Source organism: Arthrobacter sp. NPDC058130 (assembly GCF_042884475.1).
GTDB lineage: Bacteria > Actinomycetota > Actinomycetes > Actinomycetales > Micrococcaceae > Arthrobacter.
The window spans coordinates 108563-134175 of record NZ_JBHVTV010000013.1 but is presented as its reverse complement, the minus strand read 5'-3'; the positions used below and the strand labels follow the sequence as shown (position 1 = coordinate 134175).

The window sequence follows — 25613 nt, the reverse complement described above, 5'->3', positions numbered from 1 at the left end:
AGCCGCTCCGAACCTTCCCGTTGCGCTATCACTTGTGGTCGTTCCGGGGCGCTCAGAGGGACCACAAGTGATAGCGCAACGGGTTAACTGGCAACCGAAAAAGGGCAAGAAGAAGCCCCGGCGGCCTGAGGCCACCGGGGTTCGATTCTTATTCTGTGCCAGCCCTGCTAGGGCCGGCCCTGTGTTAGGAAGCCAGGACCTCGTCGAGAACGCTTGCAGCCTTCTCTTCATCAGTCTTCTCAGCCAGTGCCAGTTCCGAAATCAGGATCTGGCGGGCCTTGGCCAGCATGCGCTTCTCTCCTGCGGAGAGGCCCCGGTCGTGATCGCGGCGCCAGAGGTCGCGGACGACCTCTGCTACCTTGATGACGTCACCGGATGCAAGCTTTTCCAGGTTTGCCTTGTAACGACGCGACCAGTTGGTGGGTTCTTCAGTGAACTCGGCACGGAGCACGTCGAATACGTGCTCCAAGCCTTCCTTGCCCACTACGTCCCGAACCCCTACCAGGTCAACGTTTTCTGCTGGAACTTCAATGGTCAGATCACCCTGAGCCACCTTGAGCTTGAGATACATCTTCTCTTCGCCCTTGACAGTGCGCATCTTGATTTCTTCAATTTTGGCTGCACCGTGGTGAGGGTAAACTACTGTCTCGCCGACCTCAAAAACCATGTGGACATTCCCCTTTCCCGCAGACCAGTTTATCACGATTAAGGCATACAACTGGCATCCAAAGGTGCCGGGAACCGCATGAATCCGGGGAAAATGGCCTCAATCGACCCCCTCAAACCCCTTGACGAATGCGGATAATAGTGCCTGCGGCCCTAACTGCCAAGAGGTTTCCGGTCCCCGGCAAGCGCGTCCCGACCGCCGGGGGCGCACGCGTCCATGCGCGTATGTGTAGCTGCCGAGTCCTTGTTTGCGGCCGATTGCGGATAGGCTATGGCTGAATAATGTTCCAAGACTCTCAAGGAGTGCGTGACGTGCGTTTCACTGCGATGAACCGGGGCCAGCGCGGCAAGCTGGCAATGGCTACGGCTGCACTGGGCATTGGCCTGCTGTCCGTGACCGGCTGCGGCTACATCAACCCCCAGCAGACCTCGGAGCAGTACTCGGCATCCGACGGAACCCGGACTGACCTCGGTCCGCTGGAGCTGCGCAACTTCATCATCGTCGCCGACGCCGAGGACAAGCCGGCCCGCGTGATCGGCGCCGTGTACAACTCCTCCTCCAAGGACGTCGTGCTGACCATCAAGGGTGCGGCCGGGTCGCAGACCCAGGTTCCGGTCAAGCAGAACTCCTACACCATGCTCAACGACTCCACCGATGCGGCCATCCTGAGCACCGCCGGTTCCAAGCCGGGATCCATGACCGAGGTCAACATCTCCGAAGACGGCACCAACAAGAACGCCTCGTTCAAGGTTCCGGTCATGGACGGCACGATTGTGGACTACAAGTCATACCTGCCGACGCCGGAGCCCACCGCCACGAGCACGGCGACGCCGGCCCAGACGGCACCTTCGACCGAAACGGCCACGCCGACGCCGAGCAGCACCGCCGGCCACTAGCTTCAACGGCTGAGCCAACGCAAAAGGAGGGGCACCTGCAGGTGCCCCTCCTTTTGCATGTCCGCGGGCTTTCGGCGGCCCAGGCGGACTGCCGCCGTCCGGCCGGGCCAGCCGGGCCGCCGTGCCAGCCGGGCCGCGTGCGGCCAAGCGGCCGGGCCGCTACCGCCGGGGCCGCCACGCCCGCCTTTAGGGCTCGAACTTGTAGCCCAGCCCGCGGACGGTGATCAGGTACCGCGGCGCGGAGGCATCGGGCTCAATCTTGCTGCGGAGGCGTTTGACGTGGACGTCGAGGGTCTTGGTGTCCCCCACGTAATCGGAGCCCCAGACCCTGTCGATCAGCTGGCCGCGGGTCAGGACCCGGCCGGAGTTCCGCAGCAGCATTTCCAGCAGCTCGAACTCTTTGAGCGGCAAGGCGATCTGCTCGCCTCCGACGCTCACCACGTGGCGTTCGATGTCCATCCGAACGGGACCGGCCTGCACAGTGCTGGAGACGAGCTCCTCCGGCTCGCTCTGGCGCCGCAGGACGGCCCGGACCCTGGCCACGAGCTCCCGCGAAGAGTAGGGCTTGGTGACGTAGTCGTCGGCGCCCAGTTCGAGCCCCACCACTTTGTCGATTTCCGAGTCCTTGGCCGTCAGCATGATCACGGGCACCCCTGAGCGCTGCCGGAGTTGGCGGCAGACCTCCGTGCCCGACTGGCCAGGAAGTTGGAGGTCCAGGAGCACGAGGTCGGCGCCGTTGCGGTCGAATTCGGTGATGGCGTCGAGTCCGTTGTCCACCACCTCCACCTCGAACCCCTCTTTACCCAACAGGTAGGACAGGGGGTCGCTGAAGGACTCCTCGTCCTCGACAATAAGAATCCTGCTCAAGCGGTAGCTCCTTGCTCATGGACGCCGGCGGCGTCACGTCGTTGTGGTTTGGGGTCCCGGGTGGAAGTGTGGGCAGCGGACTTGCCCGCCTCGGCGGCGTCGCCGTCGTCCTGCCCTTCCATCTCGGGAAGTCGAATGGTGAATGTGGAACCCTGGCCCACCTGGGACCACAGGGTCACCTCGCCGCCATGGTTGGAAATGACGTGCTTGACGATGCTCAGGCCAAGCCCCGTGCCTCCGGTCTGCCGCGAGCGGGCCGCGTCCACCCGGTAGAAGCGCTCGAAGACGCGTTCCTGGTCCTCGGAGCTGAGCCCATCACCCTGGTCTGTCACGGAGACCGCCACAAGGCCGTCCTTGGCCCTGATGCCCACACCCACCTTGGTGTTCTCGGGTGAGTAGCGGATGGCGTTGTCGATCAGGTTGCGCAGGGCGGTGACGAGGAGGTCCTGGTCGCCGTAGACCATGGCGTCGGTGTGCCCGCCCACCACCAGCTGGATGTTCTTGCTCTCGGCCGGCAGCTGGGAACGGTCCACGGCCTCGCCGACGACCGTGTTGATGTCCACCGGCCGGCCCTGCTGTGCGACGTTGGCTCCCTGCAGCCGGGAGAGTTCGATGATGTCCTGGACCAGGGCCGCGAGCCGCGTCGATTCCTTATGCATGCGCTTGGCGAACCGCTTGACCGCGTCGGGATCGTCGGCGGAAGACTCTAGGGCCTCGGCCAGGAGGGAGATCGCCCCGACCGGTGTCTTCAGTTCGTGGGAGACGTTGGCGACGAAGTCGTTGCGGACTTCCTCGGTGCGGGTGAATTCCGTGCGGTCATCGGCCAGCAGGAGTATGTAGTCCTCCGTGATGACAGCTGCCCGGACCTGGACAACGATCGTTCCCTGGCCCAGCGGGCCCCGCGGCAGCTCCAGCTGCTTTTCGAGGATGACACCGTCCCGGCGCACTTTGGCGGTCATTTCCAGCAGCTGCTGGTGCACCACGGTGTGCCCGCGGACCAAGCCGTAGGCGTAGGCGGCAGGGCTGGCGCGGACCACGCCGTCGATCGCATCGACCACCACAAACGCACGGCCGAGGACGGCGAGCACCTCCGCGGCGCCCTCGGGCAGCGAGGGATCCTCGACGTCGACGTCGACAATCTGCCGCTGCTGCTCACTCACCCGGAACGCGAGTACGCCGAACATGCCAAACGAGAGGCCGATCAGGCCGGCGATGACGCCGATGAGCATTGGATCCACGGCTCCAGCTTATGCTCTGCCCGGTGACCGAAACTGAAATCTCCTGCGAATCGGGCGCCGGTTCAGCTAACGTTCACCTATTGGGGCGTAACAGTTCACCGGACACTGAAAGAGTTGAGCGTTGGAGCGCCGGCAGGTGAACCGAAATAGGCCCGCCATTCGATTGCAGGCAATATTTCCGAGGAAAGGACGCACACGTGCGTAAGGTTTTTCAGGAGGAGCTCGCCCAGGTAAGGGAACAGCTCGTCGAGATCTCAACGCTGGTCACTGAGGCCATCGGCAAGGCCACGACAGCTTTCGAGGGCGCCGATATCGACCTCGCCGAGGACGTGATTGCCGCCGATGCCCGCATCGACTTCCTGCAGAACAGCCTCGACGAGCGCGCCATCGACATCCTCGCCCTCCAAGGCCCGGTGGCGAGCGATCTGCGCATGCTGGTTGGTTCGCTCCGGATGAGCGCCTCGCTGGAGCGCATGGGCGACCTCGCCCGGCATCTGGCCCAGCTGGCGCGTCTGCGCTACCCGGCGTCGGTGGTCCCGGACCAGCTGCGGGAGACCTTCAAGAGCTTCGCGGAACAGGACCTGCTGATCGCGCAGAAGCTCACGGAACTGCTGGCCACCCGCGATCTCGGCGTTGCGCGGGACATCATGAAGGCCAACGGCACCGTCAACGACCTTCACCTGAGCGTTTTCAAGGCGATCGCGCGCAGCGACTGGCAGGAGTCGCCGGCCACCACGGTGGACGTTGCCCTGGCCAGCCGCTACTTCGAGCGCTTCGCGGACCACGGCGTCTCCGTTGCCCAGAAGGTCACGTACCTGGTCACCGGCGCCTGGCAGCCGAACACGATCGAACACATCTGACGCAGTCGATCACGCGGACAGAACAGCGCAGATAAAACAGCTCTGGCACAACGACGGCGTCCGGTCACCTTGGGGGTGGCCGGACGCCGTCGTTTGTTCCCTTAGTTAGTGCTGCGGGGGAACCGCCTACTTCTTGCCCTGGTTGGCGACTGCCTTGATGGACTCGGCGGCGGCCTCGGGGTCGAGGTACGTGCCGCCCGGGGTCAGCGGCTTGAAGTCCTCGTCCAGCTCGTAGACCAGCGGGATGCCGGTGGGGATGTTCAGGCTGGCGATGTCCTCGTCGCTGATGCCGTCAAGGTGCTTGACGAGCGCCCGGAGCGAGTTGCCGTGGGCCGTGACCAGGACGGTCTTCCCGGCCCGGAGGTCTTCCTTGATGTCCGATTCCCAGTAGGGCATGAGTCGGATCAGGACATCTTTGAGGCACTCGGTGCGCGGGACGGCGTCGCCGAGTTCCGCGTAGCGCGGATCCCCCACCTGGGAGAACTCGGAATCGTCGGCCAGGGGCGGCGGCGGGGTGTCGTAGGACCGGCGCCACAGCATGAACTGCTCCTCGCCGAATTCGGCGAGCGTCTGGGCCTTGTCCTTGCCCTGCAGGGCGCCGTAGTGGCGCTCATTGAGCCGCCAGTCGCGCTTGACGTCGATCCAGCCGCGGTCGGCCGTGTCCAGGGCCAGGTTCGCCGTGTTGATGGCCCGCTTCAACCGCGAGGTGTAGAGGATGTCGGGGAGGATGTTGTTCTCCACGAGAAGCTCGCCGCCGCGCACCGCCTCGGCACGGCCCTGGTCGTTGAGGTCAACGTCCACCCAGCCGGTGAACAGGTTCTTGGCATTCCAGTCGCTGTGGCCGTGGCGCAGCAGAATCAGCTTGTAAGTCATGGTTTTCATCCTAGCCGAGCAGTCGGCGGCGGTGCCGTGCGTTACACCACATGCCGCGTTGGGGGGTAGGCGTTGCAGGATAGGCTTGGGCGGTGGTGCAGAAGGCTGAACGGGTGCTGGCCCCCCGCAACCAGGGCGGGACGAGAAGCGGCATACGTGGCGGCAGGCCCGTGGGCAACGTAACCCGTGGGACCACGAACCCCAACCGGATGCGCCGCGTGGACCGCTGGCTGACCGGGCCGCAGGCCTGGCGGTTGCGCGCCGCGGCCCATCCCCTCGCCGTCGACCTCGGCTACGGCGCCTCGCCGGCCACCGCTGTCGAACTCTTCGAACGCCTCTCCGGGGTCCGCACGGACGTGCAGATGGTGGGGATCGAAATTGAACCGGAGCGTGTCCGGCAGGCCCAGGCCCTGGAACGGCCCGGCCTGATGTTCCAGCTGGGCGGCTTCGAACTGCCCGTGGCCGGGGACCCCGTGCTGGTCCGCGCCTTCAACGTGCTGCGGCAGTACGAGGAAGCCGATGTGGCGGGCATCTGGCGGCTGGTGCAGGACCGCCTCGCCCCGGGCGGGCTGTTCATCGACGGCACGTGCGATGAAATCGGGCGTCGTGCCACCTGGGTGGCGCTCGACGTCGAACGGCCGCTGAGCCTGAGCGTGTCCATGCGGTTCGGCGCCTTCACTCTGCCCTCCGACGTCGCCGAACGGCTGCCGAAGGCGCTGATCCACCGCAATGTGCCCGGGGAGAAGATCCACGCCTACCTGCAGGCGATGGACAAGGCCTGGCTGGACGCGGCGCCGCTGGCGTCGTTCGGAAGTCGGCAGCGGTTTTCAGCCATGTGCCGTGCGCTGCTCGACGCCGGCTGGCCCGTCCTGGACGGCCCGTCCCGCTGGCGGCTGGGCGAAGTGACGGTCAGCTGGGAAGCAGTGGCACCGGAAAGTTAGGCGAGCTTAGACTGCCGGAACGAGCTTAGGCGGCCGCGGTCACCAGGGGCCGTAGGGTCCCATGTTGCGGCCGCGGCCGGCGTCCTTGACCGCGGGGCGGACGTCCGCAAGGTATACGGACGCGGCCGTCACGGCTGCGAGGCCGAAGATGCCCAGCGAACTGGCGCCGCCCCCGCTGCCCAGCTGCGAGAGCAGGGAGAACAGGCCCACGGCGAACGCGCCGCCGGTCAGCGCCAGCCAGAAGGTCTTGGTCCGCTTCGAGACGGCTTCGAACGCGTTGGCCTTGTGCCGGAGGCAATCGAAAAACGCCCATGCCTCCAGGGCAAAAGCCACCACAGCCAGGACCAGGTAAATCCCGGATTCGACAAAGTAAATGAGTATGCGTCCGTCCACTCCCCCAGCCTAGCCGTCCAGAGTGTCCAATGCCTGCTCCAAATCGGCCCAAAGGTCTTCCACGTTCTCAATGCCCACGCTCATCCGGACCAGATTGTCCGGGACGCTCTCCGGCTCGGCCGTGTGCCGGCGCCGGCGTTCGATCAGGGATTCCACCCCGCCCAGGGACGTGGCGGGCAGCCAGAGGTGCAGGGCGCGGATCATCCGGTCCGCCGCCTCGGCACCGGTGAGCCCGGCAGACGGGGCCACCTCAATGCACAGGATGGAACCGAACCCGTTCATCTGTTCCTTGGCCCGCACATGTCCGGGGTCCGAGGCCAGCCCGGGGAACCGGATGCCGGCTACCCGCGGGTGACTGTCGAGCCGTTCGGCAAGGACCTGGGCGGAGGCCTGCGAACGCTCGATCCGCAGCGCCAGGGTGCGGAGCCCGCGCAGCGCCAGCCATGCCTCGAACGGTCCGGCGATCCCGCCGTGGATGGTGCGGTGGTGCAGCAGTTCGGCGCGGAGGCTGGCATCGGAGGTGACCAGCGCACCGAGCACGACGTCGGAGTGGCCGGAGAGGTATTTGGTCACAGAGTGCAGCACGACGTCGGAGCCCAGGCTCAGGGGCTGCTGCACCAGGGGGGTGGAAAAGGTGTTGTCGGTGACGACGATCGCGCCGGCCTCATGCGCCGCTGCGGTTAGGGCCCGCATGTCCGCGACGCCGAGCATGGGGTTGGTGGGGCTCTCCAGCCACAGCATGCTGGCGGCGCGCCCGCCGGCCGGGGCAAGTGCGGCCACCACGGCGTCGGTGTCCGCGATGTCCACCGTCCGCAGCTCCAGGAATCCCTTGGCCGCCAGTTCGGTGGCCATGGTGACTGATCCGGCGTAGCTGTGGGAAGGCATGACGAGTACGCCCTGAGCAGGCACCAGGGATAGGGCCGAGCTGACGGCGGCGAGTCCCGAGGCGTAGAGCAGGCCCGGCAGGTCCGCGCCTTCCAACTGGCCCAGCGCCTCTTCGAAGGGGTCCCAGGTGGGGTTGGAATAGCGGCCGTAGCCACGGTCGCCGTCGCCCAGGGGTCCCGTGCCGAAGTAGGTCGAGGACAGCACCAGCGGCGGGTTGACCGGTTCGTCGCGGGTGCGCGGCGGGCGCCCTGCCGCCACAACCAGGGAATCCGGGGAAAGCGCGGCGGCTTGCTCTTCAGAAAGACTCATGGAGACAGGGTACGTGGGCTCCCCGCAGGGCGCCCAAGCCGTTACGCCTATCACTGCAGTGTCGGTGATTGTCGGTAGTCTAGGACGGTGACTACCCAGAGCCCCGGAGCGTCCCCTCAACTGTCCCCTCGACCGTTGCCCGGACTGTTCATTGCCTTCGAGGGCGGAGACGGTGCCGGCAAATCCACGCAGGCGGCTGAACTCGCCAAAGCCCTGGAATCAAGCGGCTTCACGGTGCGGCGGACCAGGGAACCGGGCGGCACGGCGATCGGCGAGAAGCTGCGTTCCCTCGTGCTGGATCACGGCCATGGCCACATCGATGCCCACACCGAGGCCCTCATTTTCGCGGCGTCCCGGGCCGCGCACGCGACGCAGGTCATCCGGCCCGCCCTGGAACGCGGCGAGATCGTCCTCACCGACCGGTACATCGACTCCTCGGTCGCGTACCAGGGCGCCGGCCGCGGCTTGGGAACGGAGGCGGTCCGGGACATCAACGCGTGGGCGACCTCGGACCTGCGGCCGGACCTGACGGTACTTCTCGACGTCGACCCCGCCGTCGGCCGGCAGCGGCGCACCGCCGGCGAGGCCGCCGAAGACCGCCTCGAATCCGAGGCCGACGAATTCCATGCCACGATCCGGTCGGCCTTCCTGGACTTGGCGGCGGCCCGGCCCGATGCCTATCTGGTGCTTCCTGCCCGCCTGCCTGTCGCCGAACTCGCCGCCCGGATCCTCGAGCGCGTCGAATCCCTGCTGGCCGTTTCCCAAAGCAGCCCGGCATGACCGTCTGGGATGACCTCCAGGGCCAGGACGCCGTCGTGGCCCAGCTGCGCCAGGCGGCCCAAGGCGAGGGGCTGACGCACGCGTGGCTTTTCACCGGCCCGCCCGGCTCCGGCCGCTCCAACGCCGCGAAGGCCTTCGCAGCGGCCCTGAACTGTGACCAGGAGGACGTCGGCCGGCGCGGCTGCGGCGAATGCCCGGCCTGCCTGACCATCCTCGGCGAAACCCATTCCGACGTCGCGTTCGTGCGCACGGAAAAGGTCACCATCACCATTGACGAGGCGCGCGAACTCGTGGCGACTGCCGGGAACCGCCCGTCGTCGGGCCGGTGGCGGATCATCGTCGTGGAGGACGCGGACCGGATGGCCGAGCGGACCACCAACGTGCTGCTCAAGGCCATCGAGGAACCCACGCCCCGCACCGTCTGGATGCTCTGCGCGCCCTCCCCCGCCGATGTCCTCGTGACCATCCGCTCCCGCTGCCGCGCAGTGGCGCTGCGGCTTCCGCCCGCCGCCGCCGTCGCGGCCTTGCTGGTCAAGCGCGACGGCGTGGATCCGGCGGTTGCCGAGCGTGCTGCCCGCGCGGCGCAAAGCCACGTCGGGATCGCCCGCCGCCTGGCCCGGGACCCCGAGGCCCGCGAGCGCCGCCTGGAGACCGTACGGTTTCCGCTGTCCCTCCGGGGCGTCACGGCGGCGGTCATGATGGCCGAGAAGCTGGTCAAGATCGCCACCGAGGAAGCCAACAGCTCCAATGACGAGCGCGACGCCGCCGAGAAGGCCGCGCTGCTGGCCACCCTCGGGGCTCCCGAAAGCGGCACGCTGCCGCCGGCCATGCGGAGCCAGGTCAAACAACTCGAGGACGACCAGAAGCGCCGCGCCAAGCGATCGATCACTGATTCCCTTGACCGCACGCTGACGGACCTGCTGTCCTTCTACCGGGATGTCCTGATCATCCAGATGGGGAACGCCGTGGAACTGGTCAACCTTGAACTCAGAAGCGAACTCGAAGACTTCGCCTCGCGTTCCACCGCCGAAGTGACCCTTGCGCGCATGGACGCCATCAATAAGGCCCGCACGCGGATCACCACCACCAACGTGGCTCCGCTGCTGACGATCGAGTCCATGGCTTCCAGCCTTATTTGACGATCCCCGGCCGATCCAATCGCCTCAACGCTTTCGTTCCTATTCCTCCAAGGAGAACCGCATGAAGCCTGCTCGACCCAAGTCCGCAAGATCCCGATCCGTGGCGATCGGCATGCGGGCCGTCGGTGCCCTGGCCCTGGCCCTGACACTGGCCTCATGCACTCTTTTCGGCGGCGGGGGCAACGGCGGGTCGAGCGCCGCCACATCCGGGGCGGCGGCACAGGCGGACCCCTCCATTGTCGCCGCGGCACCGGCGGAACTGCGCAGCTACTACTCCCAGCAGGTCGACTGGAAGCAGTGTGAGGGCGGCGCCTTCCAGTGCGCCAAGATCAAGGTTCCGCTGGACTACAGCAAACCCGACGGCGACCGCATCGAGCTGGCGGCCATCAAGCTCGCCACCAAGGGCGAGAAGAAGGGCACGTTGCTGGTCAACCCGGGCGGCCCGGGCGGCTCCGGCTACGACTTCGTCAGGGACGCGGCCAACAGCAACATTTCGGACAAGGTCCGGTCCGGCTACGACATCATGGGCTTCGATCCGCGAGGCGTGAAGCGCTCCGCGCCGGTCACGTGCCTCACGGACAAGGAACGCGACGCGTCCCGTGCCAAGACCTATGCCCTGGATACCGACGCCGGACTGGACGCGGCCCTTACGGACAACAAGGCCATCGCCGCCAAGTGTGTGGAGAAGACCGGCCCGGTCCTGGCCCACATCGATACGGTCAGCGCCGCAAAGGACCTGGACATCCTGCGCGGGGTGGTCAACGACGCGAAGCTGAACTACCTCGGCTACTCCTACGGAACCCTCCTGGGCTCCACCTATGCGTCCCTGTTCCCGGACAACGTGGGCCGGCTGGTCCTCGACGGCGCCATTGACCCGTCGCTGAGCTACGAGGAACTGACCAGCGGCCAGGCCGTGGCCTTCGACAAGGCCCTCCACGCCTACGTGGCCAAGTGCCAGCAGACCAGCGGATGCCCGCTCACCGGAAGCACCGAGGAAGGCGTCCAGCAGATCCACGACGCCATCAGCGCGGCCGAAGCGAACCCGTTGCCGGCGAAGGACGGCCGAAAGGTCTCGGGCTCGACGTTTGTCAGCGGCCTCATCATTCCGCTCTACAACGACAAAAACTGGCCGATCCTCACCCGGGCCCTCGCGACAGCCTTGAAAGGCGACGGCACGGGAATGCTGCAGCTGGCCGACTTCGGCGCCGACCGGGACCCCAGCGGCACCTACACCTCGAACAGCACCTTTGCCTTCAACGCCATCAACTGCCTGGACTACCCCATGGTGTCCGACACCGCCTCAATGCGGGCCGAAGACCAGAAGCTGCGCCAGGAATCGCCCACGCTGGGTTACTACTTCGCCTACGGCGGAAGCAACTGCAAGGACTGGCCCTACAAGAACGTCCGGACCCCGGCCGCAGCCGAATACACGGGCGCGGCGCCGATTGTTGTAGTTGGAACCACCGGCGATCCCGCCACCCCCGTGGAATGGGCCACCAACCTGCGCAAGCAGCTCGGGAACGCTTCCCTGCTGACGTGGAAGGGCCAGGGCCACACGGCTTACGGCCGCTCCAACAGCTGCATCGGCAACGCCGTGGACGACTACCTGGTGGATGGAAAAGCCCCCGCGGACAACACCGTCTGCTAAGTCCGGCCTTTCGGCCCTGCGGGCGGCTGCGGAGGCTCATTTTGACCCGGACGCCGGGACTCTATTACAGTTGTCTCTTGCATGATCCGCCCGGTTCGCCGGGCTTTCATGTGGTTGCTTCCTTAGCTCAGTTGGTAGAGCGTCTCACTCGTAATGAGAAGGTCGCCAGTTCGATTCTGGCAGGAAGCTCGAACAGAACCCCCGGAAATCATTGATTTCCGGGGGTTTCTTTTGTTTCGGAGAGAGCGGGTTGGTCTGAGCGCCCGGGCACGCGCGCGTCCCCGGGGACAGCCCGGGTCTCTTGTGTGCGGCGGGATGGCGCCCGCTACCTGAATTAGTCTTCGTGCGGGTCAGTGCGGTCGGGTTCGGCGGCTTCCTCGGATTCTCGGTACCGGATCTCGGCGACCATTTTCCGCGCGTCTTCCCGAACATCGGAGAATCTAATGACAGGCCAGTCGTAGTTTGCGATCAGATCCGTCAGGCGCGCGACGATGAGGCTCCCTTCGAGCTGGTCATCGATATATGCCAAGGTGACGGGTACGGTTCGCCCCATGTCGGCAATGAGTTCCCCTTGCCCGGGTGTGGCAAAGTCCGGCCGGCCGGTCGTAGTGGTGAGAAATGTCCGCTCGTCGGCGTTGAGATAGGCGATCCTGTCGATCCGGGTGACGTTGAGCGCATCAGTGGATGTCTGAAGAATGCGCATGGTCCATGCCTCTCCTCGCTTCTTCTGTCACGCTACTCCGGTGTTGTCCCCGTCGGGAGCCGACCGCACTTGGACTCAAAGCGGCGCCTCCGCACACGTGACGTGGCTTCTCAAGCATTGAAGGTTTAGCGAAGGTTTCGCCAAGTATTCGGGATTCCGATTGAAGGGGTGTCCGCTGACAACCTAGGCTGACGCGCAGCCGGTATCCCCGGACCCCTCTGCCCGCACCGGCGGGCCGCATCTCATTGGAGCACTACTAAATGTCACTTGCCACCAAGCTCGGCGCCGTCGTCCTGGCCGCCGCCGTCCTCACTGGAGCCGGAACCGGCATTGCCAACGCAGCTCCTACCCAGGCCCCGGGCTCCGTGTCCGCCAAGGCCACCGAAGGGAGGGCCAAAGCGGACCTGAAGAAGCAGGCCGCCGCCGCGAAGGCTGCCGCGGCAAAGGCCAAGGGTGTCGCAGCGAAGGCTGCCGCCGCGGCGAAGAAGGCCGCCGCGGCAAGCGTTGCAGCTGACAAGCGAGCCGCCCAGATCGCGAAGGTGATCGAGAAGAAGGCTTCCGCGGCGCAGAAGAAGGAAGCCGCCGCGGCTAAGGCTGCCGCAGCCAAGGCCAAGGCGGAAGCAAAGAGGGCCGCCGAGGCAGCTGACGAAGCCGCCCAAGAGGCGGCCGACGCTGCCGCCGAAGCCGCGGAGGCTGAAGAGGACGCCAATGCCCCCGAGACCGACTAGCCCACCCTGTGGCCCGGCTGAACAGCCGGCAGCCTGACATGGCTGGAAGTACCCCTCTCCGCTCCGGCGGCGAGGGGTACTTCTGCGTTCAGGCGCTTCAAGTGGATGGTCGGTGCAACCGGGTTAAGGGTCCGGCAAATCCTCATGACTATCCCGCGTTCTCCCCAGTCAGGCGCCGGCTCCCGGCGTGAAGTAATTATGGACGTCCAGGTACTTCACGGTAGGCGGCGAGGGGATACCGACTTCGGCACTGTAGGGGCCGATCTGGTCCTTCGCGAAGGCGTCGTAGAGTTCCCTCGACTGCCACAGGTCGGTGACGAGGATTCCGCCGTCGGTGGCGGCCACCCAATGTCCCAGGGCGCCGGCCGGCGCGGGTCCTCCCGGCGTGAGACCCATCTTGCCTATGACTTGGTCGTATTGCTCCAGCGTGGCACCGGCAAATTCCATGATGACTGCGACGGCCATGATCTTCTCCTCACAGGCGGCAGGCCGCAAGGCAACGGCCTGCGATTGGTTTGATACGGCATGGTCTACGCCGGAGCCACGGGATCGTCAATACGCCGCGGATTGGGGGCATTCTTAGCCCGCGGACCGCCGTCGAAAGTGCAACCGATCCGGCGTATAGTTTCGTGAACCCGGCCGTTCAGCTGTCTGTGTCTTCGCGGTGCCGCTCCCAAACGAAGGCCCCGGCAGCGACCAGCAACAGGGCCACGGTGACCCCGATAATCACAAGCACCGGGCCGATGTCCGAGGCTGCCTCCTCCGCGGCGATTGGAGTGGCCGAGGAAGCGGAGGAAGCCGACGGAGCCTGCGCGGACGCCGAAGAGGGCGCCTCCGCGGCGGCAGAGGGTCCCTGTGTTGTCGGCTCCGCAGATGGCGTTGAGGGGGCCGGCACCGCTGAGCCCGCGGGTTCGGGTGTCTCGTCCGTGGCCGAAGCTGACGACCCGGCGGGCTTGAGGACTCCGCCACTGGGGTCAAGGACGATCCCGGCAGGATCGGGCTCGCCATCGGGGCCGACCGTGGCGCACGTGTCCACGTCGTTGTAGAAGACGTGCACATGACCTTCGGGGCACACGAACGGAGCCGCCGGGGCGACGTCGGTCATGTCAGGCTCCGCGTGCGACCTATCGGTCGGGCTGGCTGTGGGGCTGGCGGACGGCCCTTCGGCGTCCAGGTCGCCGGTGGCATTTTCAGCGGTGGCGGAAGCGGCTCCGGTCAAGGCAATGAGCGCGGCGGCTGGCAGCAGCAGGGCCAGGGCCGCGGCTTTGCGTAGGGGGTTCATGCGGTTCTTTCATTACTGCGGTTCTTCATGGCCTGCGCTGCAGGACTGCACGCCCCGCCCCGCCCCCCGCACCCGTTGCGCTATCACGTCTCGCTGCTCCAGGGCCACCAGAGGAGCTTTAAGTGATAGCGCAACCGGGCCGTCCTACTGTGCGGTGCGCGCCGCGCTGGTCTTGGAGACGGTGGTGTAGCCGAACCGGGAGCCCGTGACGCGGACGGTGAGCTTGGTGCCCTTGTCGGCGGTCCGGACCTTATAGGTGGATGCGTAGGCATCAGAGATGACGACGCCGTTGCGCAGCCAGCGGTACGTGAAGGCAGTGCCCCAGGTCCAGGTGCCCCGTTTCACGGTCAGGACGTTCCCGGCCTTGACGGTGCCGGAAATCGTCGGCGTGGCCGAAATCAGGGGCAGACCCTCCACCCTCGCCGAAGCGTTGAGCGTCTGGTACTTGCCGCCCGTTGCAGTCGGGGACACACTGACCGAGAGCTTCGTGCCGGCGTCGGCCTTCGTCAGGATGTAACTCCAGCCGTAGGCCCCGGCGATCCGGACGCCGTCGCGCAGCCACTGTACGTCCGAGGTGATCCCCGACCGGTCATACCAGGGGTCGGGAGTCAAGGTCACCTTCGACCCGACGGTCAGGGTCCCGGTGATGGTCCGCGTCGACGCACGCGCGGTCACGGGCTTGGGTGCGGTGACTTTTACCCAGGCGGTCTTGTAGCCGGGAGCGGACGCGGTCACGAGGACGGTGAGGGTCCTGCCAACTTGGGGCGTGTCCGGGGTAAAAGTCCCGCTACTGACCGGCTTCTCCCCGTCTGAGGAGAGCCAGTTATAGGTGAATGTCAGCTTGTCGGAGGGCACGGACCAGGTCCCGGCCGTCACCTTCATCACAGAGCCGGTCACGGCGTCCCCGGTCACGACCGGCTTGGTGACGTTCGTCAGTTCCTTCAGCTCCACCCCCGCGGCCGCAGGCACAGTCACCCGGTTGGAGTAGGGGTAGTAGCCGTTGTACGAAAGTTCGTCGGTCATCAGGACCAGGGTGCGGCCCTGGTCCTGGGCAGTGATCTTGTAGGTCAGCGCGGTGGCTCCGGGAATCGCGACGCCGTCGCGCAGCCACTTGTAGGTGTGCGGCTTGCTCGGGCTGGAGTACCAGGGAACATCATCAGCGGCGGTGAGGACGTCCCCCAGGCCGGTGCCGCCAGTGACCACGGCGCCGGGGGGTTCGCTGTAGGGAGGAATGGCTTTCGGTAAAGAGGTCGCGGTGGCCGGATTGAGCCCGGGAGCGTGGCCGGTGATCCTGACGCTAAGCAGCGCCTTCGAACCCCAGCCCGTCGTGTCGAACTTTTGCGCGGTGGCACCCGGGATGGGCTTGCCGTCGCGAAGCCACTGGTACTGGAAGTGGATGTCCGGAGCGCCCTTGAAAGACCCCCCAGCATACACGAGGCGGCCGGGCTCATCCGGGTTGGTGCTCGGTGAATAGAAACCAACGTACCCCGCATATACGATCGACGGGACGGCGCCGCCGGCGTTCGTGACGGGGGCGGTTTTGGCGGACTGCAGGGTCGTCTTTGCATAGCTCGGCGCTGCCGCCGTGGTCTTGACCCGGATGCCCTTGCCGAGGTCTGCCGTGGTGAGCAGGTAGGTGGGGCCGGTGGCGCCCGGGACGGGGACATCGTTGCGCAGCCACTGGTGCGTGAGCGTGGCGTCCGCGGGATCCCATTCACCGTCAACAACGGTCAGGGTGCTGCCGACTTGGAGGGCCCCGCCGATGCCGGGGGCTCCGTTTTTGCCGGGCACTACGGCGCCGCTGACCTGCATCGGGTACTGATGCCCGTCCGGCGCCGTACAGAATCTGACGAAGTCGACCACCGGGCCGCATGGATCTGCGGGTGCCGGCGGGATGGCATGCATTTCCTCGTCGGCCTGCGCCGGAACGGCGAGGCCCGCAAGCGAGAGCGCGGCGAGCGCCCCGGCGATGCCGAGGCGGATGGTCTTGTTTTTCAATTGTTCCCCCAGTCTTTGAGCCGGTTCCCCGGCTCCCCCGCCGCCGAGCATAGTGCCCAGACAGGGTTTTCGGCAATGATTGCGCTGGTCAGCGGGCGAAGTACGCTCCGCTGGTCTGGGTGACGGTCGTGTAGCCGAGCAGGGAGCCCGTGACACGGACGGTGATCTTGTTGTCCCGGTCGGCCGTCCGGACCTTGTAGGTCGAAGCCGTGGCCCCGGAGATCGGGACTCCGTTGCGCAGCCAGCGGTACTTTAAGGCAGTACCCCAGGTCCAGGTGCCTGGCTTCGCGGTCACGACTGTTCCGACCCTGGCGGTGCCGGAAATCGTCGGCGTGGCCGAGCTCAGGGCCGCGGCCGCCACGTTCGCCGAGGCGTCAGTCGTCTGGGTCTTCAGGGTCCTGCCGTCCAGCGTGGAGGTGACGCGGACAGAGATTTTCCTCCCGAAGTCGACGCCCACCAGCGTGTAGCTCCGGCCGGTTGCCCCGACTATCGGGGCCCCGTCACGCAGCCACTGGCGGGTTTCGGTCAGCCCCGGGGTGAAAGCTGACCAGGTGCCGGAAGAGACAGTGAGCTTCTCCCTCACGGTCGCGGTGCCACGGATGGCCGGGGCCTTTGTTTGGATGGGGTCAGGTGCGGTCACGGGCTTGGGGGCGGTGACCTTGGCCCAGGCGGTGGTGTAGCCGGGAGCGGAGGCGGTCACGAGGAGGGTGACAGTAACCCCGAGCTGGGTCATGTTTGGGGTGAACGTTGGCCCGGTGGCCAGTACCGTCCCGTCCGGGGACCGCCAGTAGTAGGTGACCGTCAGGTTGTCGGCCGGTTCGGACCACATGCCGGCCGTCACCGACATCGGAGCGCCGGTCACGGCGGTCCCAGTCAGTACGGGCTTGGTGACGTTCGTCAGCGGCTTCAGCTCAACCTTCGTGGGCTCCGGGGGCGCCGGGGGCGCTGGGATGACCGTGCCCTCGGCCGGGGGGACGGTCACTGAGTTGGAGCTGGCCTCGAGCCCGCCAGACTCGGTCACCAGCTCCAGGGTGTGGCCCTGGTCCTCGGCGGTGATCGTATAGGTCAGTTCGTTGGCGTCGGGAATCCAGATGCCGTCGCGCGTCCACTGGAAGCGGTGCTCATTCCAATCGCCGGTGTTCCGGTCGGTGTGGTCAAACCAGCGAAGGTCGACAGCGGTGAGGACGTCCCCCACCGCGGTGCCGCCGGTAACCACAGCGCCGGGCCTCTCGGGGGTGAAGGTGCCGCGGCTGGCTGCGGATGTCACGGAGACCGGATCGAGGCCGGCGGCGTAGCCGGTGACCCGGAGGCTGAGCAGCCCCGTCGGGCCCCACGTTGTCCTATCAAATCTTGGGGCGGTGGCACCAGGGATGGGCGAGCCGTCACGGAGCCACTGATACCGGAACTGGACGCCACTCGGGCCCCAGTCCCCCAGCTGGGCGACGACGACGGGCCAGTATTCACCCTCTTCTGCGCCCAGGGATTCGAAGCCAACATACCCCGCCCGGACCGTAGGAACGGCTCCGGCGGCGTTCGTGACAGCGGCGGTCTTGGTGGACTGCATGCTTGACTTTGCGTAGTCCGGCGCTGTGCCCGTGGTCTTGACCCGGATGCCCTTTCCGAGATCCGCGCGGGTCAGCCGATACGTGGTGCCGGTGGCGCCGAGGATCGGTACGTCGTTGCGCAGCCACTGGTGGGTGAGCGTCGCGTCCCGGGGATCCCAGGCACCATCAAAAACGCTGAGCGTGTTGCCGACCAACAGGGCGCCGCCGATAATCGGCCGCGGACCGACGGCCCTGTTGACCAGCACCGGATACTGACTCCCGTCCGGCGCCGTGCAGACCTTTACCAAATCCACGATCGGGCTGCACGACGTCCCGTCTGCTGCGCGCGCAGGAACGGCGACGGCGGCCAGTGACATTGCGGTGAGAGCCCCGGCGACACCGAGACGGAAGACCTTCGTGTTCAATTGTTCCCCCAAAAGACAGCACCTGCCGACAGCCGGCAAGTGCACCCCAGAGGACACACTAGCCGGGACAGACGAGGCATTTCTATCCCTGGGGCGTCTAATTTCGGCGGAATTCCCGGCGATGCCTCCACGAGGGACGCCTCGCACGCAAAAGGCCCCCGGAAATCATTGGCGGTTTCTAGGGGTCGTTGCAACACGTGTTGGTTAGGTGGTTAGTAGTAAATCACGCAGACGCTCGGCTGGGGTTTCCCAGCCGAGCGTTTTGCGTGGGCGGCCGTTGAGTTTCTGGGCGACCAGCTCGAGATCTTCGGGACCGTAGACGGACAGGTCGGTGCCTTTGGGAAAGTACTGGCGCAGCAGCCCGTTCGTGTTTTCGTTTGAGCCGCGCTGCCAGGGGCTGGCCGGGTCGCAGAAGTAGACGTCCATGTCCGTGGCGAGGCTGAAAGACTTGTGGGCTGCCATTTCCGCTCCCTGGTCCCAGGTCAAGGATCCTCGCAGGTGCGCGGGAAGGTCTTTCATCGCGGCGACCAGCCCGTCCCGGACCGCCTCGGCACCGTGGTCCGCTATCAGGTGCACGAGCATCACATACCGGGTCGTGCGCTCGACCAAAGTGGCGATCGCGGACTGGTTCAGCGCCCCGGTGATCAGGTCCCCTTCCCAATGCCCGGGCACGGCCCGGTCCTCGATTTCGGGAGGCCGTTCGGAGATCATGACCATGGGGTCCGTGAACCGGGGCTGGCGTTGGCCCGGTTCCTGTCGGGGCCGCCGGCGGGCACGGCCGGAGCGGAGGGCGGCCTGGATTTCGCGTTTGAGTCCGCCCCGGGCCTGCAGGTAGAGGCTCTGGTAGATCGTCTCAGGGCTCACTCGCATCTCCTGGTCATCGGGAAAGTCCGTGACCAGCCTGTGCGATATTTGCTCCGGAGACCACTCCAGACCCAATTTGGCCTGCACATACTCCCGCAGCGCCGGGTCGGCTACCAGTTTGGCCGTTTTGGGACGTGCCCGGCGGGCAGCGGCTTGCCGCTGTGCGCCGTGGGGTAGGTAACCGAAACGGGGATCGCTGTTGCGGCCCAGTTCCCGGCTGATGGTCGAGGGCGCCCGTCCCATCGCCTGCGCGATTGCCCTCATGGAAGAACCGGCCGCGGACAGGTCCCGGATCAGTTCCCGTTCCTGCAGCGACAGGAAGCGCGGGTCGACGGGCTTCTCCGCCGCCGCGGGCCGGGAGCCCGGGCCCGGCGAGTGGAATGTGGTCACTCCCTGTTTGTAATCGATCACCCGCCCATCCGGGTAAAAGAGGCGGTTGTTCGACCTCCGGATTCCGCGGTCCCAGTCACGCGCCGTGCGGATATGCACGCCCACTGTCTTGGCGGCTTCCCCGCGACCGACACCGGCCCTGCGCAGCCGGAAGAACTCCTCCCGCCCAGGGTGCGGCCCGATCCCCGTTTTCCCGCGGCTCTTCAGCCCGGCCATGCGGACCCAGCCGGCACATGTCGCGGCATTGAAACCGAGATCCCTAGCGGCCGCCGTCGTGCTCCCCAAACGGTCAAAAACCTCGAAAAACGCCTTCTTCTGATCCTGCCCATACCGCACGGGCCGGGATGAATCCCCGCTTAAACGAACCACGGTCGTTGCAACTCCCAAAAGTCTGGGTGTTGCAACGACCGTTAGAACCCGCCATTAATTTCCGGGGGCCTTCACAACTACTTCAGGGTCAGCACCGGATTGACGGGGGCCTTCAGCGAATCCACTTGCAGGCCCACGGACAGTTTCTGGCCAGCCGAGATCTTGGTGGCCCAGTCCGAGCCGGTGCAGGTCACCGACACTTTGGGGACGACCGTACAGTTGATGCCCCAGGAATTGGCTACCCGGGTGACGTTCGGATCCGGCCAACTCACGCTCCAACCAGGGGCAGCCCGGAGCCCGGTGACCTCGATATTGGCCACGTAGCCGCCGGTCCATGAACTGCCGAGTTTCCAGACCGCGCTGATGGACCCGCCCGACGTCGGCACGGGAGACGGCGACGGCGACGGCGTCGGAGTGGCAGTCGGCGACGGTGTGGCGCTAGACGACGGCGCGACGGTCGGCGTCGGGGAGGCAGACGGTGACGGTGACGCCGTCGGGGTGCCCTTCAGGATGGGTGCGAGCGCTGCCAGTTTGGCAGCTTCCGGGGTGCGCCAGTCCGCCTGGACGAGGCCTCCGGTGATACCGCTGTTCGGGTTGAACGACCAGTACGCGAAGCTCATGGAATTGGTCCCGAGGTAGGAGACGATCTTCTCCATCCACTGTTTGTCCGACGTCGTCTGCAGCGCGGTCCCAAACTCGCCGAGCAGGACCGGTGCGATGCCCTGCTTCTGGATGTAACCCCAGTTGGCGTCCCACACGGCCGGCAGGTTATTGGGGTAGGTAGCGTCGCTGAACCACTTCTGCGCATACAACGACGCAGGGTAGTCGTGCGGGGAGTAGACCACGCGGTTGGGCGTGGCCAGGGTGACCGGCTTGTTCTTGACGTCGGCCAGGCCGCCGCCCCACCAGGTGGAGGTGCCGTTGCCCTGGTTCTCGATGCCCTCGACAATGATCAGCAGGTTGGGGTTTGCGGCCAGGACGGCATTGCCACCACGAGTGGCTGCCGCCTGCCAGTCCGTGGCGGCGGCTCCGCCCCAAGTCGCCGCCCCGGCGGGCTCATTGTGAAGGTCGGCACCGATGACGGTGGGATCGTTCCTGTACCGGGCGGCGAGCATTTTCCAGTCCGCGATCCACTTCGACTCCGGGTAGGCAGAGGTGTACCAGAGCGGGGACTGGTCGGCGGAAGACGGCCGGTGCCGGTCCAGGATGACCTGCAGGCCGTTGGCCTTGGCGCGGGCGATGACCGTATCCATCAAGACCAGCGGGGTCTTGCCCTCCAGCGCATAGGCGCGGTTGGCCCAGTAATTCAGGTTGCCCTTGATGGTTGTCGCGGCCAGGCACTCATTGGAGAAAGGCAGCCGGACGGTGTTGAATCCCATCGACTTGATGTTGGCCAGGGCGTCGTCGATGGTCAGGGTCCCCCACAGGCCGTGCGGCATGCAGTCAGGAGTTTCCATGCCGAACCAGGACGCGGCCTTGATCGTGTGCGGGGCGTTGTTCGAGTCCAAGATCGCCCCGCCGGAAGTGTGCAGCCAGCCGGTGGGTGCCGGCGCCGATGTGGCGCCAACCGCCGGGGGCGGCGTCACCATTGCGACGCCGGTGAGGGCAAGCCCGGCAGCCATGGCGAAGCCAAGAAGCGCGGCAGTCACGGCCGGCGGTCTTCCGCCGGCGCGGTGTGACGGATTCGAAAACGGTTTCACTGTTCCTCCGTGAGAGTGGCGGGCGGGTGCGACGCTTGTGTCGGTGCGACCCGTGGCGCAATCAAACGCAGCCAGAATGCAACGGCCCCTTCTGGCCGGTGGGGGCAGTGCGGATCGGCTTTCAAAAAGTACCAAGGCGCAGGCAGGAACGAGCCACTTTGGCCAATATTTCCTCGCGCGGCTTCGACGGTGCCACAGGCCTCTGACCTGCGGATTGTCTTTTTTCTGGACTTCGGCCGGGGCTCGGTGCCCGCCTGCGGGGCGGACTCTTATGATTCATGCATGGGAACGCGTGAGCTGGCGGGCATTGCCGGACCCCTGTACGCCTTGCCATACGGGGATTTCGTGGCTGCACGCACGGCGGCGGCCAAAGACGTCGGCTCCGTTGGCGTCAGTGCGGCAGAGCAGCGCGCTCTGGCGGCCGAAGTCCGTGCCCTGCCCAAACCCTCGGTGGCGGCGTGGGCGGTGAACATGCTGGCGGTGCACAGCCCTGAGACCCTGCAGGAGCTGGCTGGGCTGGGGGCCTCGATGCAGGCTGCGCAGGCCGCCCTGGATGCAGCGACCCTCCGCCTTCTCGCCCAGCAGCGGCGCGAGCTTCTCGCCGCCGCGACAAAGACGGCACAGGCCCTGGCAGCCCGGCAGGGACGTGCCATCAGCGCCGCCGTGGCGGGGGAAGTGGAGCAGACCCTGCGGGCCGCCACCGCCGATCCGGGGGCCGCAGCTGCCGTGCAGAGCGGCTGTCTGCTCCGGGCACTCTCGGCGGACGGGGTCGACGTCGTCGATCTCGCCGGCGCCGTGGCTGTCCCCGGCAGCCACGCGGCCGCCGGGACCGGCGCTGGAACCGCGAGGAAACCGGCCGGCGGCGGGGCAGGCGTCCGCGGGGCCGAACCGGCGGTCCGGGCCGCCCATCGGGGCGATACTGCCGGCGGAAAGCCGTCACCGGAACAGCCCCGGCTCCGGGCCGTCGGAAAAACGCAGGTGACGCCCACGCCGTCGGCGGTGGAACGGGCGCGCGCCGCGCTGGAGGAGGCCGAAGAGGCCGCCTCGGAGGCCGACGACGACGCCCGCCGCGCAGCGGCGGAGCTGGCGGAGGCGGCGGCGGCGTCCGCCCGGCTGACCGATGAGGTGCGCGAACTCAGGCGGCGCCTGGACGCGGCGGAAGCCGAGCTCAAAGGGGCGAGGAAGCGTCATGAGCTGGCAGCAGCCCTGGTGCAGCAGACGGCACGGGCCGCGGACCGGCAACGCCGCAAGGAAGACTTGGCGCGGGAACGGGTGCTGCGGCTCGGCAACACGCCGGAGGCGTGAAGCATTACTGTCGGAGGTCGGTTGCACACTGGAATCATGGAGAACAACCAGAAATTCCAGCAGGGTTTGGCGCCGGGTTTCGAGCCGGACTTCGACGCTCAGGATGGCGGACTGTACTTCACGGTCACCTACCTGGACACCGACTGCGGCCGGATCCGCACCGAGTCCTTCGACGACGCCAGCGCCGCAGACCGCTTCGCCAGCCGGTGCGTTACGGACGAAGACGGCTGGGCCGTCGTCGATGCCATCCCGGCGAACGAGCGCCGGGCCGCCGCCTGACCGGACGCGCCGCCTGACCGGACGCACTGCTGGACCGGACGCACTACCAGCCCAGAAGCACTAAGGGCCTCCACCCCGTGCGGGTGAAGGCCCTGTGCGAACGTCGGCTGGCTCAACCGGCCGCTACCGGTGACACCGTGCTGCCAATGAACGCACTGCCAATGAACCGCTCTGCCGGTGTCTTGGGACTGTTGCCTAGGCGAAGTCGGAAACAGCCGGGTCCGGGCCGATCCGTCCAGCATCCTCGGCGGAACGGTCCAGGCCGTTGATGGCCTGGATGTCGGTCTCGTCCAGGGTCACGTCCAGGGCCGCGTAGTTCTCGCGGATCCGGGACTCGGTCACCGACTTCGGGATGACCACGTTGCCGATGGCCAGGTGCCAGGCGATGACAACCTGGGCCGGGGTGGCACCGTGCTTGCTGGCGATCTGGGAAATGACCGGGCTCTCGAGGAGCTCGCCGCCCTGGCCCAGCGGCGACCAGGCCTGGGTGAGGATGCCCTTGGAAGCGTTGAACTGGCGCAGTTCAGCCTGGCTGAAGAACGGGTGCAGCTCGATCTGGTTGATGGCCGGAACCACGCCGGTCTCATCGATCAGGCGCTGCAGCCCCTCCTTGGTGAAGTTGGAGACGCCAATGGTCTTGACCCGGCCCTGCTTCTGGAGCTCGATGAGGGCCTTCCAGGTGTCAACGTACTTGTCCTGCTTGGGCTGCATCCAGTGGATCAAGTACAGATCCAGGGTCTCCAGACCCAGGCGCTCCATGGATTCCTCGAACGCCTTCAGGGTGGACTCGTAGCCCTGGTCCGCGTTCCACAGCTTGGTGGTGATGAAAATTTCCTCGGGCTTGAGGCCGGAGCGCTCAATGGCGCGGCCCACGCCTGCTTCGTTGCCGTAGATCTTTGCCGTGTCGATGTGGCGGAAGCCGGCCTCAAACGCCTGGACAACCACCTTTTCGGCCACGTCATCTTCAACCTGCCACACCCCGTAGCCAAGCTGGGGAATGGTGTTGCCGTCATTGAAAGTCAGTTCCGGTGAAAAAGTCATATAAGTATCCTGCCAATGTCGGCGCCGTCCGGCCAGCGATTGGGCGAAGCTAAGCTAGGCGCTTAACCGGGAATACCGGGGACTACCAGGAATGCCTGCAGCGCCAATGCCAGCAGTGCCGGCAGTGCCGGAAGCCGCCGTCACCAGCATGATGCTGCGGACCGCCCGCTCAGGTGGGGGTCGGACCGCCGCCGGCAGCCTCCGCAAGCCGCCGCTCGGCGTCGTGGACCTGCTCCACCACGGACTCGGCGCGCCGCCGCACGGAGGCGGCCCCCGCCGGGACGGGCCCGACGGCGAGGCGGAGCATCGCGGCCGCCTCCGCGGTCATGGCGAGGGAATTGCCTGCCGTCGACAGGGCACGGTGAACACCGGACAGCGGGCCGGGGATATCCAGCCCGTTGCTGGGAAACCGCCGCTGGGCCTCCACGCAGACCTGCCGCACACGGGGCGCGAGCTCGGAGAGCTCGTTGGCGATGTCGACGAGCTCTCCGTAGAGCGTCTCGTCCTCGAACCCCTCGAGGACCTGGTGGTACCTGTCGAGTCCGCGGTTGAACCGGTCATGGGCGCGCCGCCAGAGCCCTTTGCCAAGTTCGACGTCGTCCCTGCGGCCTTGCCGTGCTGCGCTGAAGAAGCCCAAGGTCGCGCTAAAGGTACTGGCCCGGACCGTGGTCCGGGTCCACGGGTTCGTGCGGCTCCGAGGAATCCGCGCCGCGACGCGGTGCTGCGGCCCGGACCGGTTCGCCGTCCTCCCCGATGATGACGCCCGGCGCGATCACTGTTCCGGGCGGCAGTTGGCGCAGCTGCATCTGGGCATAGGTGTGCTCCCTGGCGGCGTGCTGCGCCGCGATGGCCGTCTGGATGCCGTGGAAGAGTCCCTCAAGCCAGCCGACCAGCTGGGCCTGGGCTATCCTCAGTTCCGCGTCGGACGGGGTGGCGTTCTCCGGAAAGGGAAGGTTGATCCGTTCGAGCTCCTCAACGAGCTCCGGGGCCAGGCCGTCCTCGAGTTCCTTGATGGAACGGTCGTGGATTTCAGCGAGTCGGACGCGGGCCGCGTCGTCCAGCGGGGCGGACTTCACTTCGTCCAGCAGCTGCTTGACCATCGTGCCGATCCGCATGACCTTCGCGGGTTGGTCCACGAGGTCCTGAAGTTCGCTCCCCCGGGGCGGCCTGGGTACGGGTCCGGGCCCACCGGAGTGGCCGGCTGGCATTGCAGCCGGAGATGCCAGGGGCGCCCCGGTCAGCGGCCGTCCGTCGTTCACGGGCGTGCCTTCGACGGGCACGTCGTCGGCAGGTTGGGCGCCGGGCTGAGTGTCGTGCTGATCGCTCATGGCTTCATACTCTCACGCGTCAGCCGGCGCGGTGCCGGCGTCCGCTGGAAGCGGAGGGCGGCGGGCGGCCCCGGTTTTTTGGGCGGGGGCCCCCCCCCGGCCCGGGCGGAGGTCCAGTTTTTTAGAGCTACAGGGGGATATTAACGGCCCCGGGTTAGCGA

At 66.6% G+C, this 25613-nt stretch carries 25 protein-coding genes and 1 tRNA gene; 10 read left to right on the top strand and 16 right to left on the bottom strand.

The window, feature by feature from the left end; genetic code table 11:
• Window positions 1-184 precede the first annotated feature (184 nt).
• The gene (locus ACFVTM_RS19160; RefSeq protein ID WP_026266570.1) at window positions 185-667 is read right to left on the bottom strand and encodes a CarD family transcriptional regulator; all 483 of its coding nucleotides are present in this window, start codon (window positions 665-667) and stop codon (window positions 185-187) included.
• 326 nt (window positions 668-993) lie between these two features.
• Between ACFVTM_RS19160 and ACFVTM_RS19155 the strand changes: the two genes are divergently transcribed.
• A complete protein-coding gene (locus ACFVTM_RS19155) occupies window positions 994-1563 on the top strand; it encodes a hypothetical protein (RefSeq protein WP_390205529.1) in 570 nt (189 codons plus the stop codon).
• Window positions 1564-1749: 186 nt separating this feature from the next.
• Here the strand turns inward: ACFVTM_RS19155 and ACFVTM_RS19150 are convergent, their stop codons facing one another.
• Together ACFVTM_RS19150 and ACFVTM_RS19145 are read right to left on the bottom strand one after the other, a co-directional pair.
• Window positions 1750-2430, bottom strand: coding sequence for a response regulator transcription factor (locus ACFVTM_RS19150; protein WP_090583992.1), 681 nt, complete (start codon window positions 2428-2430; stop codon window positions 1750-1752).
• Window positions 2427-3659 (bottom strand): sensor histidine kinase, encoded by a 1233-nt coding sequence (locus ACFVTM_RS19145; RefSeq protein WP_390205527.1) that lies wholly within the window; start codon window positions 3657-3659, stop codon window positions 2427-2429. Before ACFVTM_RS19145 ends, ACFVTM_RS19150 begins: the two co-directional genes overlap by 4 nt.
• A 206-nt stretch (window positions 3660-3865) precedes the next feature.
• Between ACFVTM_RS19145 and phoU the strand changes: the two genes are divergently transcribed.
• Window positions 3866-4528 carry a phosphate signaling complex protein PhoU gene (gene phoU / locus ACFVTM_RS19140; protein ID WP_390205506.1) on the top strand — a complete coding sequence of 221 codons (663 nt, stop codon included), beginning with the start codon at window positions 3866-3868 and terminating at the stop codon, window positions 4526-4528.
• A gap of 126 nt (window positions 4529-4654) precedes the next feature.
• On the opposite strand, the gene ACFVTM_RS19135 is transcribed toward phoU, so the two are convergent.
• On the bottom strand, window positions 4655-5401 hold the full coding sequence (locus ACFVTM_RS19135) for a phosphoglyceromutase (RefSeq protein ID WP_390205504.1): 747 nt from the start codon (window positions 5399-5401) through the stop codon (window positions 4655-4657).
• 92 nt (window positions 5402-5493) lie between these two features.
• Between ACFVTM_RS19135 and ACFVTM_RS19130 the strand changes: the two genes are divergently transcribed.
• Window positions 5494-6342, top strand: a complete 849-nt coding sequence (locus ACFVTM_RS19130; protein ID WP_390205503.1) for a class I SAM-dependent methyltransferase — start codon at window positions 5494-5496, stop codon at window positions 6340-6342.
• A 39-nt stretch (window positions 6343-6381) separates the two neighbouring features.
• On the opposite strand, the gene ACFVTM_RS19125 is transcribed toward ACFVTM_RS19130, so the two are convergent.
• Window positions 6382-6735, bottom strand: a complete 354-nt coding sequence (locus ACFVTM_RS19125; protein ID WP_390205502.1) for a DUF2516 family protein — start codon at window positions 6733-6735, stop codon at window positions 6382-6384.
• 9 nt (window positions 6736-6744) lie between these two features.
• The gene (locus ACFVTM_RS19120; protein WP_390205500.1) at window positions 6745-7929 is read right to left on the bottom strand and encodes a trans-sulfuration enzyme family protein; all 1185 of its coding nucleotides are present in this window, start codon (window positions 7927-7929) and stop codon (window positions 6745-6747) included.
• An 87-nt stretch (window positions 7930-8016) separates the two neighbouring features.
• Between ACFVTM_RS19120 and tmk the strand changes: the two genes are divergently transcribed.
• From tmk to ACFVTM_RS19100, 4 genes are all read left to right on the top strand, one after another.
• Complete coding sequence (tmk, locus tag ACFVTM_RS19115) at window positions 8017-8709, top strand: dTMP kinase (protein WP_390205498.1); 693 nt, start codon at window positions 8017-8019, stop codon at window positions 8707-8709.
• On the top strand, window positions 8706-9848 hold the full coding sequence (locus tag ACFVTM_RS19110; RefSeq protein WP_390205496.1) for a DNA polymerase III subunit delta': 1143 nt from the start codon (window positions 8706-8708) through the stop codon (window positions 9846-9848). The genes tmk and ACFVTM_RS19110 overlap by 4 nt, the downstream gene beginning before the upstream one ends.
• Window positions 9849-9909: 61 nt before the next feature.
• Window positions 9910-11496 carry an alpha/beta hydrolase gene (locus ACFVTM_RS19105; RefSeq protein WP_390205495.1) on the top strand — a complete coding sequence of 529 codons (1587 nt, stop codon included), beginning with the start codon at window positions 9910-9912 and terminating at the stop codon, window positions 11494-11496.
• A gap of 116 nt (window positions 11497-11612) precedes the next feature.
• Window positions 11613-11685: transfer RNA gene (locus ACFVTM_RS19100), tRNA-Thr, on the top strand.
• A 145-nt stretch (window positions 11686-11830) separates the two neighbouring features.
• On the opposite strand, the gene ACFVTM_RS19095 is transcribed toward ACFVTM_RS19100, so the two are convergent.
• On the bottom strand, window positions 11831-12199 hold the full coding sequence (locus ACFVTM_RS19095) for a hypothetical protein (RefSeq protein ID WP_390205494.1): 369 nt from the start codon (window positions 12197-12199) through the stop codon (window positions 11831-11833).
• Between the two features lie 260 nt (window positions 12200-12459).
• Between ACFVTM_RS19095 and ACFVTM_RS19090 the strand changes: the two genes are divergently transcribed.
• Window positions 12460-12927 (top strand): hypothetical protein, encoded by a 468-nt coding sequence (locus ACFVTM_RS19090; RefSeq protein ID WP_390205493.1) that lies wholly within the window; start codon window positions 12460-12462, stop codon window positions 12925-12927.
• Between the two features lie 168 nt (window positions 12928-13095).
• On the opposite strand, the gene ACFVTM_RS19085 is transcribed toward ACFVTM_RS19090, so the two are convergent.
• From ACFVTM_RS19085 to ACFVTM_RS19060, 6 genes are all read right to left on the bottom strand, one after another.
• The gene (locus tag ACFVTM_RS19085; protein WP_390205492.1) at window positions 13096-13392 is read right to left on the bottom strand and encodes a hypothetical protein; all 297 of its coding nucleotides are present in this window, start codon (window positions 13390-13392) and stop codon (window positions 13096-13098) included.
• A gap of 178 nt (window positions 13393-13570) precedes the next feature.
• Window positions 13571-14209: a hypothetical protein gene (locus ACFVTM_RS19080; RefSeq protein WP_390205490.1), complete on the bottom strand. Its 639-nt coding sequence runs from the start codon at window positions 14207-14209 to the stop codon at window positions 13571-13573.
• Window positions 14210-14353: 144 nt separating this feature from the next.
• The gene (locus ACFVTM_RS19075) at window positions 14354-16207 is read right to left on the bottom strand and encodes a hypothetical protein (RefSeq protein ID WP_390205489.1); all 1854 of its coding nucleotides are present in this window, start codon (window positions 16205-16207) and stop codon (window positions 14354-14356) included.
• 88 nt (window positions 16208-16295) lie between these two features.
• Window positions 16296-18176, bottom strand: coding sequence for a hypothetical protein (locus ACFVTM_RS19070; protein WP_390205487.1), 1881 nt, complete (start codon window positions 18174-18176; stop codon window positions 16296-16298).
• A gap of 204 nt (window positions 18177-18380) precedes the next feature.
• Window positions 18381-19430 carry an IS30 family transposase gene (locus ACFVTM_RS19065; protein ID WP_390205486.1) on the bottom strand — a complete coding sequence of 350 codons (1050 nt, stop codon included), beginning with the start codon at window positions 19428-19430 and terminating at the stop codon, window positions 18381-18383.
• Window positions 19431-19876: 446 nt separating this feature from the next.
• Window positions 19877-21448: a cellulase family glycosylhydrolase gene (locus ACFVTM_RS19060; RefSeq protein WP_390205484.1), complete on the bottom strand. Its 1572-nt coding sequence runs from the start codon at window positions 21446-21448 to the stop codon at window positions 19877-19879.
• A gap of 333 nt (window positions 21449-21781) precedes the next feature.
• Between ACFVTM_RS19060 and ACFVTM_RS19055 the strand changes: the two genes are divergently transcribed.
• On the top strand, window positions 21782-22804 hold the full coding sequence (locus ACFVTM_RS19055; protein WP_390205483.1) for a hypothetical protein: 1023 nt from the start codon (window positions 21782-21784) through the stop codon (window positions 22802-22804).
• A 36-nt stretch (window positions 22805-22840) separates the two neighbouring features.
• The gene (locus ACFVTM_RS19050) at window positions 22841-23083 is read left to right on the top strand and encodes a hypothetical protein (RefSeq protein WP_390205482.1); all 243 of its coding nucleotides are present in this window, start codon (window positions 22841-22843) and stop codon (window positions 23081-23083) included.
• A 195-nt stretch (window positions 23084-23278) separates the two neighbouring features.
• Here the strand turns inward: ACFVTM_RS19050 and ACFVTM_RS19045 are convergent, their stop codons facing one another.
• From ACFVTM_RS19045 to ACFVTM_RS19035, 3 genes are all read right to left on the bottom strand, one after another.
• Entirely contained in the window at window positions 23279-24124 is an 846-nt protein-coding gene (locus ACFVTM_RS19045; protein ID WP_390205481.1) for an aldo/keto reductase, read from the bottom strand.
• A 169-nt stretch (window positions 24125-24293) separates the two neighbouring features.
• Window positions 24294-24761 (bottom strand): hypothetical protein, encoded by a 468-nt coding sequence (locus tag ACFVTM_RS19040; RefSeq protein WP_390205480.1) that lies wholly within the window; start codon window positions 24759-24761, stop codon window positions 24294-24296.
• A gap of 7 nt (window positions 24762-24768) precedes the next feature.
• A complete protein-coding gene (locus ACFVTM_RS19035; protein WP_390205479.1) occupies window positions 24769-25452 on the bottom strand; it encodes a bacterial proteasome activator family protein in 684 nt (227 codons plus the stop codon).
• Window positions 25453-25613: the final 161 nt, after the last annotated feature.